The organism is Variovorax sp. dw_308, from assembly GCF_019207085.1.
Classification (GTDB): domain Bacteria; phylum Pseudomonadota; class Gammaproteobacteria; order Burkholderiales; family Burkholderiaceae_C; genus Variovorax.
The window spans coordinates 56,472-68,524 of sequence record NZ_JAATOM010000022.1; the positions used below are offsets into that span (position 1 = coordinate 56,472).

10 protein-coding genes are annotated in these 12,053 nt (G+C 66.4%); 3 read left to right on the forward strand and 7 right to left on the reverse strand.

What is annotated here, in order from left to right:
- Positions 1-2: 2 nt before the first annotated feature.
- From HCU76_RS29250 to HCU76_RS29265, 4 genes are all read right to left on the reverse strand, one after another.
- Entirely contained in the window at positions 3-875 is an 873-nt protein-coding gene (locus HCU76_RS29250; RefSeq protein ID WP_371319921.1) for an ABC transporter substrate-binding protein, read from the reverse strand.
- A 218-nt stretch (positions 876-1,093) separates the two neighbouring features.
- Positions 1,094-2,122, reverse strand: a complete 1,029-nt coding sequence (locus tag HCU76_RS29255) for an ABC transporter permease (RefSeq protein WP_213952743.1) — start codon at positions 2,120-2,122, stop codon at positions 1,094-1,096.
- 9 nt (positions 2,123-2,131) lie between these two features.
- Positions 2,132-3,646 (reverse strand): sugar ABC transporter ATP-binding protein, encoded by a 1,515-nt coding sequence (locus HCU76_RS29260; protein ID WP_218511256.1) that lies wholly within the window; start codon positions 3,644-3,646, stop codon positions 2,132-2,134.
- The gene (locus HCU76_RS29265) at positions 3,643-4,584 is read right to left on the reverse strand and encodes an amidohydrolase (protein ID WP_213952741.1); all 942 of its coding nucleotides are present in this window, start codon (positions 4,582-4,584) and stop codon (positions 3,643-3,645) included. Before HCU76_RS29265 ends, HCU76_RS29260 begins: the two co-directional genes overlap by 4 nt.
- A 114-nt stretch (positions 4,585-4,698) precedes the next feature.
- On the opposite strand from HCU76_RS29265, the gene HCU76_RS29270 reads away from it, so the two are divergent.
- Complete coding sequence (locus HCU76_RS29270) at positions 4,699-5,727, forward strand: serine/threonine protein kinase (RefSeq protein ID WP_213952740.1); 1,029 nt, start codon at positions 4,699-4,701, stop codon at positions 5,725-5,727.
- Positions 5,728-5,762: 35 nt separating this feature from the next.
- Here the strand turns inward: HCU76_RS29270 and HCU76_RS29275 are convergent, their stop codons facing one another.
- A complete protein-coding gene (locus HCU76_RS29275) occupies positions 5,763-7,160 on the reverse strand; it encodes a M20/M25/M40 family metallo-hydrolase (RefSeq protein ID WP_213952739.1) in 1,398 nt (465 codons plus the stop codon).
- A complete protein-coding gene (locus tag HCU76_RS29280) occupies positions 7,157-8,398 on the reverse strand; it encodes a M20 aminoacylase family protein (protein ID WP_213952738.1) in 1,242 nt (413 codons plus the stop codon). The genes HCU76_RS29275 and HCU76_RS29280 overlap by 4 nt, the downstream gene beginning before the upstream one ends.
- A gap of 101 nt (positions 8,399-8,499) precedes the next feature.
- Between HCU76_RS29280 and HCU76_RS29285 the strand changes: the two genes are divergently transcribed.
- Both HCU76_RS29285 and HCU76_RS29290 read left to right on the forward strand, forming a co-directional pair.
- Complete coding sequence (locus HCU76_RS29285) at positions 8,500-9,459, forward strand: LysR family transcriptional regulator (RefSeq protein ID WP_371319917.1); 960 nt, start codon at positions 8,500-8,502, stop codon at positions 9,457-9,459.
- A gap of 123 nt (positions 9,460-9,582) precedes the next feature.
- On the forward strand, positions 9,583-10,608 hold the full coding sequence (locus HCU76_RS29290) for a tripartite tricarboxylate transporter substrate binding protein (RefSeq protein WP_213952737.1): 1,026 nt from the start codon (positions 9,583-9,585) through the stop codon (positions 10,606-10,608).
- A 528-nt stretch (positions 10,609-11,136) separates the two neighbouring features.
- Here HCU76_RS29290 and HCU76_RS29295 read toward each other — a convergent pair.
- Positions 11,137-12,012, reverse strand: coding sequence for a LysR family transcriptional regulator (locus tag HCU76_RS29295; protein WP_213952736.1), 876 nt, complete (start codon positions 12,010-12,012; stop codon positions 11,137-11,139).
- Positions 12,013-12,053: the final 41 nt, after the last annotated feature.

The window sequence follows — 12,053 nt, forward strand, 5'->3', positions numbered from 1 at the left end:
GTTCAGTCGTACAGGACCGCGGCGATCTTCGGATCGGCGATGTTGCTCTTGTCGTACCAGTAGAAGCCGGTGTCGATCACCTTCGGCAAGGTCTCGCCCTTCAGCGCCTTCACCGCCGCCTCGACCGTCTTGTAGCCGATGCCCACCGGGTTCTGCGTGATCGCCCCGGCCATGGTGCCGTCCTTGATCGCGTCCTTCTGCTGCTTGCCCGAGTCGTAGCCGACGATGACGATCTTGCGCTTGGTCTCCTTGGCTGCATTGACCACGCCAATGGCCGAGCCCTCGTTGGCGCCGAACATGCCCTTCAAGTTGGGCGAGGCCTGCAGGATCGACTTGGCGATCTCGGTGGACTTGAGCTGGTCGCCGCCGCCGTATTGGACGCTGACGATCTTGATGTTCGGGTAGGTCGACTTCATGCGATCGACGAAGCCGTCACGCCGGTCGACGCCGGTGCGGCTGGTCTGGTCATGCACCACCAGCGCCACTTCGCCGGACTTGCCGATCAGCTCGGCCATCTTGTCCGCGGCCAACGCTGCGGCCGCCTTGTTGTCGGTGGTGGCGGTGGTCACGGGGATGTCGCTGTCTACGCCCGAGTCGAACGCGACCACCGGGATCTTCGCGGCCTGCGCCTTCTTCAGCAGCGGGATCGCGGCCTTGCTGTCGAGCGCGGCAAAGCCCAGCGCCTGGGGCTTCTTGGCGAGCGCGGCGGACAGCATGTCGATCTGCTTGTCGACCATCGCCTCGGTCTCGGGGCCTTCGAAGGTGACCTTGACCTTGTAGTCCTTCGCGGCCTGGTCGGCGCCCTGCTTCACCGCTTGCCAGAACTGGTGCTGGAAGCCCTTGGACACCAGCGGGATGTAGACCTCTTGCGCCATCGCTACGCCGCTCAGGCCGAGGGATGCGGCCAGCACCGCGGCGATGTTCACTGCTCTTCTCTTCATGCTTCGTGTCTCCGTTGGGTTAAGGATTCGATATGCACAGGCCCCGAAGACGTGAAGAAATCGTAGCGAGCGCCCCGAGGTCGCGCCGAGGACCGGAACCGTATATCAATACGGTGAGGACCGGAGGTGCGAGATCGGGACGCGCAGTAGATTTATTCACGTCTTCGGCGCAGGATGTCCATGTAGACGGCCAGGATGATGATGACGCCGGTCACCACCGTCTGCCACTCCTGCGCCACCGACATGATGCGCAGTCCGTTGGTCAGCACGCTCATGATGAACGCGCCGATGATGGTGCCGATGATGGTGCCCGTGCCCCCGCTGAGCGAGGTGCCGCCAATGACCACGGCCGCAATTGCGTCCAGTTCGTAGCCTTGCCCCAGCGCCGGCTGCGCCGAGTTGAGGCGCGAGGCGATCAGCAGGCCGGCGATGCCGCAGATCGCGCCGCTCACCGAATACACCACGATCTTCCAGAAGTCGACGTTCACGCCCGACAGGCGCACCGCCTCCTCGTTGCTGCCCAGCGCGAATGTGTAGCGGCCCAGCACGGACTTGTTGAGCACGATGCTCGCGACCACCGCCACGATGAACAGGATCAGCACCGCGTTCGGAATGGGCAGCGCCGGGATCAGGTCGCCGATCAGTGACTCCTGCGAGATGTAGGTGAAGCCCGGCGTGTCGTTGAAGTAGATCGGCTTGGTGCCCGAGATGACCAGCGACAGGCCCTTGAGCAGCATCATCATCCCGAGCGTCGCGATGAAGGGCGGCACCTTGAGCTTGGCGATCAGCACGCCCGACGTGAAGCCGCACAGCGCGCCGAAGAGGATCGCGGCGGCAACACCCAACGCGAGCGGCAAGCCCCAGTAGGTGAGCACCACGCCCGCCATCACCGCGCAGAAGGTCATCATCGTGCCCACCGACAGGTCGATGCCGCCGGTGACGATCACGAAGGTGCAGGCGATCGCCAGCACGCCGTTCACGGCCGTGGCCTGCAGGATCGCGACCATGTTGTCGGTCTGCATGAAGTTCGACGAGGCGAAGCTGAAGAAGATCATCAGCACCAGCAGGCTCGCGAAGGCCAGCAGCTTCTGCCGCGTGGCCGGTCGGAACAGGCGGGCCGCGATGCCCGATGAAGGTGTGGCGGGGGGCGAGGAAGCAGTGGTGGTGGGGTTGTTAGCCATGGAAACGCTTCAGGCGGCGGTGGTCGTGCTTTCGCGCAGGGTGGCCAGGTGCATGATCTTTTCCTGCGTGGCCTCGTGGGCCTTCAGTTCGCCGGTGATGCGGCCCTCGCACATCACCAGGATGCGGTGGCTCATCCGCAGCACCTCGGGCAGTTCCGAGGAAATCATCACGATCGCCTTGCCCTGCGCGGCGAGCGCGTTGAGCAGCTTGTAGATCTCGCTCTTGGCGCCGACGTCGATGCCGCGCGTGGGCTCGTCGAAGAACAGGATGTCGCAGTCGCGCAGCAGCCACTTGGCAATCACGATCTTCTGCTGGTTGCCGCCCGACAGCAGGCGCACCAACTGCTGCACCGATGGGGTCTTGATGCTGAGCTGCCGGACGTAGTCCTTCGCGGTCTTCCCGATCGCGCCTTGGTCGATGAACATGCCGGCGCGGGTGAAGCGCCTGAGGCTGGCCAGCGCCACGTTGGTCTCGACATCGAGTCCCGTGGCCAGGCCGAAATGCTTGCGGTCTTCCGACAGGTAGCCGATGCCGTGGCCCACTGCGTCCTGCGGCGAGTGGATGGTCACGCGCTTGCCGTGCACCTCGATTTCGCCGGCATCGATGGGGTCGGCGCCGAACACGGCGCGCGCCACCTCCGTACGGCCTGCGCCCATGAGGCCGGCAAAGCCGAGGATCTCGCCCTTGCGCAGCGTGAAGCCCACGTCCTTGATGGCGGCGCCGCGCCGCAGGCCCCTGACCGCCAGCACGACCGGGTTGGCCGAGGTGTCCGGGATGTCCGGCACTTCCTGGCTCAGCTCGCGGCCGACCATCATGCTGATGATCGACTGCATCGGCGTGGTGGCCATCGGCACGGTGGCGATGTACTGGCCGTCGCGCATGATCGTCACGCGGTCGGCGATCTGGCGCAGCTCGTCCATCTTGTGCGAGATGTAAACGATGCCCACGCCCTCGGCCTGCAACTGGCGCACGACGCGAAACAGCTCCTCGATCTCGGCGTTGTTCAACGCGGCGGTCGGCTCATCCATGATCAGCACGCGCGAGTCGAAGGAGAGCGCCTTGGCAATCTCGACCATCTGCTGCTTCGCCACCGTGAGGTCGCCGACCTGCGTGCGCGGGTCGAGCTTCAGGTGCAGGCGCTGGAAGATCGTGTCGGCCTTGGCGTTGAGCGCGTCCTCGTCGAGGAACACGCCGAAGCGCCCGCGCGGCTCGCGGCCGATGAAGATGTTCTGCGCGGCGCTCAGGTGGTTCATCAGGTTGAGTTCCTGATGCACGATGCCGATGCCCAGCGCCTGTGCGGCACGTGGACTCTCGACGTCGACGGGCTTGCCGTCGACGAGGATTTCGCCTTCGTCCTTGCGGTAGACGCCGGCCAGCACCTTCATCAGCGTCGACTTGCCCGCGCCGTTCTCGCCCATGAGCGCATGCACTTCGCCGGGCAGCAACTCGAACTGCGCGCGGTCAAGGGCGCGCACGCCGGGGAAGGACTTGCTGAGGTTGCGGATGACGACGATGGGGGTCATTCGGGAATCTGCTCGCTGCGCACCGATGTGCGAGCAGCACCTTGGGGCGACCGGGCCGCCGGTCGGGGCTCTGCGCTCATCTCCATGCCGTAGAAACAAGCAGCCGTGCCGTGCCAGACCCGCGCTTGCTCGTCGGGCGACAGTTCGTCGATCAGGCTGTCGGCCACGTTGATCCAGTTCGCATAGTCGCTTGCAAGGTTGAGCACGGGCCAGTCGCTGCCCCACATGAGGCGCTCGGGGCCGAAGCAATGGATCAGGTGATCCCACACAGGCCGCAATTCCGTAGTGCCGGCACCTTCGGGTGCCTCGGTGAGCAGGCCGGAGAACTTGCAACTCACAAGAGGGTACGCGGCCAGTTCAGTCATCCGACGGCGCCACTGGCCGACCCAATCGGCATCCCAGCCTTCCACCAACGGCGGCTTGGCGGCATGGTCGATCACCACCGGCAGCTCGGGCCAGGATTCGACGAAACGCAGCAGCGCGCCCAGGTGTTGCGGCTTGACCAGTGCATCGAAGCGCAGGCCCAGGCGCTGCATCGTGCGGACCGTGTCGGCATGCGGCGCATGGGCGATCCAGTCGGGGTCGGCAAGGTCCTGCAGCATCGGCCGCACGCCTTTCAGGTGCGGATGCCACTCGGCCCAGCGCGCCAGCGTGGAGGCCGATTCGGCACGGCCCAGGTCGACCCAACCCACCACGCCGCCGATGAAGCCGGTGGACTCGGCGAGGGCCAGCATGAAGTCGGTCTCTGCTTCGCTCGGCGCGGCCTGCACCAGCACGGTCTGCGTGACGTGATGGACCTGCAAGGTGGCTTGCAGGTCCGCGGGCAGGAAGTCCCGGTACAGCGGCGCGAGCTTCGCATCGTCCGCACGCAGCCACCCGTAGTCGCCCCTCGCGGGTCGCCAGAAATGTTGATGCGCGTCAATCCGCCGGATCGTCATGGCCGGCAAATTATTGAGGAACGCACCTCGGCGCGGGCGCTCGTTGCGCTAGGACTTACCCGCGCCGGTACGTCGGTATCGGTCAGTTCGAGGCCCACGGCGACAATCGGGCCCATGTCTGCATCCAACGCGCTCGCGCACCCCTACGAGTCACTCACGCCGGACGTGGTGCTCGACGCACTCGCGACGCTCGACCTGCACGGCGACGGCCGCCTGCAGGCGCTCAGCTCGTACGAGAACCGTGTCTATCAAATCCACCTGGAGGACCGCAGCGTGGTGGTCGCCAAGTTCTACCGGCCGGGCCGCTGGAGCGAGGCGCAGATCATGGAGGAGCATGGCTTCTCGGCCGAGCTCACCGTCGCCGAGGTGCCCGCGGTCGCCCCGCTTGAACTCAAGGGCGCAACGCTGCACCAGCATGCCGGCTTCGCGTTCAGCGTCAGCCCCTATCGCGGCGGCAGGCCACCCGAGCTGGACGACTTCGAAGTGCTCGAATGGGTCGGCCGCTTTCTCGCCCGCATCCACACGGTGGGTGCCAAGAAGCCTTTCAAGACACGGCCCGCGCTGGACTTGCAAAGCTTCGGCATCGCCTCGCGCGACTGGCTGTTGAAGCACGACAAGATCCCGCTCGATGTGCAGAGCCTGTGGGAGAAGCACTGCAACGAAGCGCTGGAGATGATCGCGTCGACGGCGCTCTCGACGGACGCCAAAGGCGCCTTTGGCAACGAGTTCAGGAGCCTGCGCCTGCACGGCGACTGCCATCCCGGCAACATCCTCTGGACCCCGACAGACCGCCCCGGCGGCGGCCCGCATTTCGTCGACCTGGACGATGCGCGCACCGGCTTCGCGGTGCAGGACCTGTGGATGCTGCTCTCGGGTGATCGGGGCCAGCGCACCGGCCAGCTCAGCGGCCTGCTGGAAGGCTACGAGCAGTTCCGCGAGTTCGACCGGCGCGAGCTGGCGCTGATCGAACCGCTGCGCACGCTGCGCCTCATCCACTACAGCGCATGGCTGGCACGCCGCTGGGAAGACCCGATCTTCCCGATCAACTTCCCATGGTTCGGCTCCAGCGACTACTGGATGGGCCAGGTGCAGATGCTGCAGGACCAGTGCGAAGCCATGGCGGAGGAGCCGCTCTACGCCTGATGTGGTCTTGCCGCATGGGCTCGCGGGCGAGCCAGCTACTGCCCCGAGGCCAGCCCCTTGATCAGCCGATACATGAACTCGCGCCCGTCCTTCAACTGCTGGACGCCAATGTTCTCGTTGAGCCCGTGCACGCCCGTCTTCTCCGGGTCGACGAACAGGCCCGACACGCCGTACATCGGAATCCCCGCCGCGCGGAATCGATAGCTGTCCGTGGTGCTGACGCCCATCGTGGGGATCACCGGCACGCCCGGCCACATGGCCTCGCTGATGCGCTCGACGACACCCATGAAGGCCGGGTTCATCGGGGAAGCCGGGGCCGAGTCACTGAGCTCGATCGGCGTCACCTTGACCTTCGGCCCGGCGATCTCGTCGAGCTTTGCCTTGATGGCTGCGATGTCATCGCCCGGCAGCGCCCGGCAGTTGACGGTGGCCTTCGCACGCTGCGCCAATGCGTTGGGCGCATGCCCCGCCTCGACTTGCGTGGCCACGCAGGTCGAGCGCAGCAGCCCGACGATGGCCGAGCGATTCGAGAGCCGGTCGATCGCCTCCGGCGAAGGCTTGCCCGAGGCGACCTGGCGGAAGTCCGCGGCCAACGCAGGTTCCTGGAAGGGCGCGGAGCGTTCGAAGTACACACGCGTCGCCTCGCTCATCTGCACCGGAAAGCGGTACTGCCGCAGGCGCACCAAGGCATCGGCCAAGTCGTAGATCGTGTTGTCGGGCGTGGGCCTGGCGCTGTGCCCGCCGGGACCGGTCGCTTCGAACGCGTAGTCGAGGTAGGTCTTCTCGCCGATCTGCATCACATGCACCGATGGCTTGCCGCCCTTCAATTCACCGCGGCCTCCTTCGTTGATGCCGAGCTCCGCATCGACATCCGTGCGCCGGTTCTTCAGGAGCCATGCCGCGCCGTTGGATGGCACGTCGCGCTCTTCATCCGCGGTCAGGGCGAGCACGATGTCGCGGTTGGGCACGAAGCCCTCACGCCGCAACTGGCCGAGCGCCGACACGTACGCGGACGCCATGGCCTTGTCGTCGATGGCGCCGCGCGCGATGTAGTGGCCGTCCTGCTCCTGGAGCTTGAAGGGGTCGGTCTTCCACTCTTCCTTCTTGGCTTCGACCACGTCGATGTGCGCCAGCAACAGCAAGGGCTTCTTCGCGCCGGTTCCCCGATAGCGCGCCAGCAGGTTGCCGCGCTTGGGGAAGGGCTCGATCACCTCGACGTCCGCGGACGGCAGGCCTGAATCGACGAGACGCTTCTGCATCGCTTTCGCCGCTTCGGTGGTGTTGCCGACCGAATAGGTCGTATTGATTTCAATCAATTCCTTGTAGGTGTCGCGAAACCAGCTGGCTTCGTCGACCGGGGGCGCTGCCTGCGCCAGCCCGGCGCAAGCCCCGAGCACGGTCGGCAACAGCAATGCAAATGACCTGGGTTTCATGGGAACGTCTCCTCCTTGTGACTTGATTCCAGGTGCTTATTTTGATCAACGGCGCGCGGCGCGAGTGCCTCATGCACCACCGACACCCAGAACGCCGCGCCCAGCGGCAGCGCGTCGTCGTTGAAGTCGTAGTGCGGGTTGTGCACGGGCGGGTCGTTCGGCGTGCGTGCAGTGCCCAGCAGCACATAGGCGCCGGGGCAGGCCTGCAGCAGGAAGGCGAAGTCTTCCGAGCCCATGCGCAGGCCGCATTGGGTGTCGACCCGGTCGGCGCCGACCAGCCGCGTGGCCGCGCGCACCAGCACGCCGGTCTGCGCAGGCGCGTTGACCACGGCCGGGTAGTGGCGTCGATAGTTCAGGCTGATCTTGGTCTCGCTCGCCTCGGCCACGCCCGCGCAGACGGAGCGGATGCGCGCCTCGGCACGGTCCTGCACGGCCGGCACGAAGGAGCGGCAGGTTCCGCGCAGCGTGACCGTCTCGGGGATCACGTTCCAGGTGTCGCCGCCGTTGATCTGCGTGATGCTCAGCACCAGCGCGTCGGTGGCGCTCACGTTGCGGCTCACGATGCCCTGCAGTGCTGCGATGACCTGCGAACTCGCGACGACCGCATCGCGGCTTTTCTGCGGATGCGCGGCATGCGCGCCCTGGCCGGAGATCACGATCTCGAACAGGTCGGAGCAGGCCATCATCGGGCCCGGCCGGAGGGCGAAGTGGCCGAACGGCAGGTCGGGCGCGTTGTGCAGGCCGAACACGGCGTCGCACGGGAAGCGCTCGAACAGGCCCGCCTCCACCATCGCGCGACCGCCAGCCTCGTTCTCTTCAGCCGGCTGGAAGATGAAGTGCACCGTGCCCTCGAAGTCGCGCCGTTCGCTCAGGTGGCGCGCCGCGCCCAGCAACATGGCCATGTGGCCGTCGTGCCCGCAGCCGTGCATCTTGCCCGGCGTCGTCGACGCATGCGCGCGCTCGCCCTTCTCGCACATGTCGAGCGCGTCCATGTCGGCGCGCAGGCCGATCGTCGGGCCAGGGCCGTTGCGCAGCGTGGCAACCAACCCCGTGCCGGCGATGCCGCGCTGCACCTCCATGCCCATGCCCTCCAGCAACCCACCGATCACGCGCGCGGTGCGATGCTCCTGGAATGCGGTTTCCGGGTGGGCATGGAAGTCGCGGCGCCAGCCGATCATTGCGTTGAGGGTGGCCTCAGGGATCGTGACGAGGGATGGGGACAGCGAGGTCGAGGTCATGCGGTGGATTCTGAAAGTGCGGCACTTGGTGAACAATGGCAAACGCTGAACGGGAACGTTGACCAAATCAGAACAATCCGCCGCGTGCCCCCGCCACGTCGGTGCACACGCCCACCCTTGACGCCATGCAGGAACTGCTCGATTCGCGCCGCGTGCACTACTTTCTCCAGGTCGTGGCGAGCGGCTCCGTGCGCGCCGCGGCCGACCAGCTCGACGTCGAGGCCTCGGCCGTGAGCCGGGCCGTCTCCCTGCTCGAAAAGGAATGCGGTCTCACCCTGCTGGAGCGGCGCGGCCGCGGTGTCGTGCCCACCGATGCGGGCCGCCTGCTGGCCACCTACGCGCGGCGCCAGCTCGACGTGCAGGCCAGCTTCTATGCCGAGGTCGAGAGCCTGCGCCACGCCAACCGCGGCCATGTCGACCTGGTGCTCGGCGAGGGCATGCTCGACCTGTTCTTCCAGCCACTGATCACGGACTTCATGCGTGCCCACCCGCAGATGACGCTGGACCTCCACGTTCAGAGCACCACCGACAGCATCGACCTGATCCTGGAGGACAAGGCCCACATCGGCCTGGTGTTCCAGCCACCCACCGACGTGCGCCTGCGCTCGCATCACGCCACGCCGTCGGCGCCGATCCAGGCCATCGTGCACCGCACGCACCCGCTGGCGACGATCAAGCGGCCGCTGCTGTTGAGCGAGCTGATCGGGTACCCCGGCGCCGCCATGATGGATTCCTTCGGCGTGCGCCAGCATGTGCGCGCCGCCGAGATCAGCGAGCAGATCACGCTGCGCAACGTGCTGACCGCCTCCTCCTTCAAGGCGCTGTGGCAGTTCGTGGATGCGGGCCTGGGCTACGCGCTGACCACGGCCAGCGCCTCCTTCGCCGCGCGCATCCACATGCCGGACGTTGTCGCGCTGCCGATGGCCAACCCCATCCTCAACCGTGGCGCCACCCACGTCATTACGCGCACCGGGCGCCACCTGCCGCCCGCGGTCATCGCGCTGCTCGACCACTTCATCGCCGGAATTCCTTCACGACCGGAGTCCGTGCCCGCGCTCTGACGTTGCCATTTGCGCAACGATTTGCCGGCGCGTTCGTTATTGTTCGCGCCCGGAGCCGTCCTCAGAATCGGCGACGGCGCCTGGACCGGGCGCCGACCAACATCCAAGCGGGAGACAAATCGCATGAGTTTCGTTCTATCAGCCATCAGGTTCCGGGCCACCGGCACGCTGCTGCGTGCGGTCGCCGCGGGCCTGCTCGCAATCGCGGCCGGCGTCTGCGCGGCACAGCCGGCAGCCTTCCCGACGGTCAAGCCGATCAGCCTGATCGTCCCCTATTCGGCCGGCGGCCCCAGTGATGCGGGCGCGCGCATCTTCGCCACGCCCTTCGCGAAGGCCATCGTCCAAACGGTGCTGGTCGAGAACGTCGCCGGCGCCACCGGCAGCATCGCCGGAAACAAGGTGCTGGCCGCGCCGGCCGACGGCTACAACATCTACTACGGCTCGCCCAACGAAGTGATCCTGTCGCCGCTGGTCAACAGCGCCGTCAAGTTCAAGCCCGAGGACTTCCGGCTGGTGCATCCGCTCTCCACCTCCACGCTGGTGCTGCTCACGCGGCAGGACCTGAAGGTCGGCAGCCTCGATGAATTCATCACGCTGGCGCGCGCCTCCAAGGCCAAGCCGCTGGCCTATGGCTCGGTGGGCATCGGCTCGCTCTACCACCTCATCACCGAGGAACTCGGCCGCCGTATCGGCGCCCCGTTCAACCACGTGCCGTACAAGGGCTCGGCGCAGGTGCTGACCGACCTGGCCGGCGGGCAGATCGATTTCGCGGTGCTGCCCTACCAGGCCTCCATCGACGGCATGGTCAAGGAAAAGCGCATGCAGCTCGTGTCCAGTTTCTCGCGCAGCCTGCCGCCGGCCCTGAAGCATCTCAAGCCGGTGACCGACAGCAAGCTGCTCACCGACTTCGAGTTCACGATCTGGGGCGGCCTGCTGGTCAAGGCCAGCACGCCCGAGCCGATCGTCGACACCCTGCGCAACGCCACGGTCAAGACGCTCGCCAACCCCGATCTGCGCAAGCGCATGGAGGAAGAGGGCCGCATTCCTTTCGACGCCTACAGCAAGGAGCAGGTCGTCGAGATGCAGAAGACGCAGATCGCCGCCTACCGCGCAATGATCAAGGCGCTGGATTTCAAGCAGGTCAACTGATCGTTTTTTGATTTGGCAGGGAGGACCGCTGGCGCGCAACGTTCGCGTCAGCGGGTTTTTTTTGCTCGCGTCGGACACCCCCTTCACATCGGTGCTCCATGACGCCGGGTGGCTTGCGCGACTGACGACACCGAATGGGCGGGGCCGAGGACACCGGGTGGCTCCCTCCGCGAATGTCCCCCGCCTTCGGCTCCTCCTTTATTTCGCTGCGGGAGCCACCCGATGCCCTCGACCCAGGTCACGCTGCGTCGAGCCGGCAGATCGACAACCGCCTTGAAGGATCACGTCGATGGTGTGCTCTGCGCAGCGAAATAAAGGAGGAGGCCGCAGGCCGGGGGACATTCGCGGAGCAGAGTACGCCGTCGGCGTGATCCCGCTCGCAAGTCCCCGTGTGCAGTGCGCCGACAGGCGCCAAGCACCGCATTTCGTTTGGGGCGTTTTCTTGCAGTGTATGCGTGCCCGCAACGCGTGAAACCGGCGACCACAGCGGCCGGCCCGTGGCGCCGCAGGCGCATTCGGGGGTGGGTGCTATTTCTGCTGGACGACCCGCAGGAAGTTCTGCACCACCGCGTTGTCCGGACCACTGCGCCACACGCAGTAGGCATCCGAGCCCGGCACGTCGTCCTCCAGCGGCCGAAACACGGCGCCGCGCAGGGCAGCATGCTGGATTGCGGTCGGCACCAGGGCCACGCCCATGCCCTGCGACACCAGCGACACCACCGACAGCCAATGCCTCACTTCATGGCGCACCTCGGGCCGGAAGCCAGCGCCGGCGCAGATCGAGAGGATGCGCTCGTGGTAGTCCGGCGAGGCCTCGCGCGAAAACAGCACGAAAGGTTCGTTGCGCAGGCTCGCCAGGTCGAGCGTGCGCCTGCGCGCCAGCCGATGCCCTGCCGGCACGCACGCTGCAAAGGGCTCCGACATCAGCAGCACATGCCGCAGTTCCGCAGGAATCCGGCTGGTGTGCACGAAGCCGACATCCATGTGGTCGTGCATCAGTTCGGCGATCTGCTGGCCCGAGTTGAGTTCCGACAGCGAGACGCGCACCGCCGGGTGCGCCGACTGGAAGGCCGCGAGCGCCTGCGGCAGCCCGCGGTACAGCATGGCCCCGACAAAGCCGATACGCAGGCGCCCGGCCGAGCCTTGCGACACGTCGCGAGCCTCCAACGCCGCTTCGTCGGCCTGTCGCAGCAGCGTCTGCGCGGAGGCACGTAGCGCCTCGCCGGCCGGCGTGAGCCGCACTTCCTTGCTGTTGCGCTCGAACAGGCGCGCGCCCACCGAGGACTCGAGCTGGCGGATGGCCACGCTCAATGGCGGCTGCGAGATCGACAGGCGGCGCGCCGCACGGCCGAAGTGCAACTCTTCCGCGAGAACGGTGAAGTAACGCAGGTGCCGCAATTCCATCGATAGGTCAATCAAATCGAACAAGACAAATTTGATATTAG

Excerpts from the sequence above, each read along its gene's own strand:
- HCU76_RS29260 (WP_218511256.1), bottom strand. The coding sequence starts at position 3,646 with ATGACCCCCATCGTCGTCATCCGCAACCTCAGCAAGTCCTTCCCCGGC.
- HCU76_RS29250 (WP_371319921.1), bottom strand. The coding sequence starts at position 875 with ATGGCGCAAGAGGTCTACATCCCGCTGGTGTCCAAGGGCTTCCAGCAC.
- HCU76_RS29255 (WP_213952743.1), bottom strand. The coding sequence starts at position 2,122 with ATGGCTAACAACCCCACCACCACTGCTTCCTCGCCCCCCGCCACACCT.
- HCU76_RS29270 (WP_213952740.1), top strand. The coding sequence starts at position 4,699 with ATGTCTGCATCCAACGCGCTCGCGCACCCCTACGAGTCACTCACGCCG.
- HCU76_RS29275 (WP_213952739.1), bottom strand. The coding sequence starts at position 7,160 with ATGAAACCCAGGTCATTTGCATTGCTGTTGCCGACCGTGCTCGGGGCT.
- HCU76_RS29295 (WP_213952736.1), bottom strand. The coding sequence starts at position 12,012 with ATGGAATTGCGGCACCTGCGTTACTTCACCGTTCTCGCGGAAGAGTTG.
- HCU76_RS29290 (WP_213952737.1), top strand. The coding sequence starts at position 9,583 with ATGAGTTTCGTTCTATCAGCCATCAGGTTCCGGGCCACCGGCACGCTG.
- HCU76_RS29265 (WP_213952741.1), bottom strand. The coding sequence starts at position 4,584 with ATGACGATCCGGCGGATTGACGCGCATCAACATTTCTGGCGACCCGCG.
- HCU76_RS29280 (WP_213952738.1), bottom strand. The coding sequence starts at position 8,398 with ATGACCTCGACCTCGCTGTCCCCATCCCTCGTCACGATCCCTGAGGCC.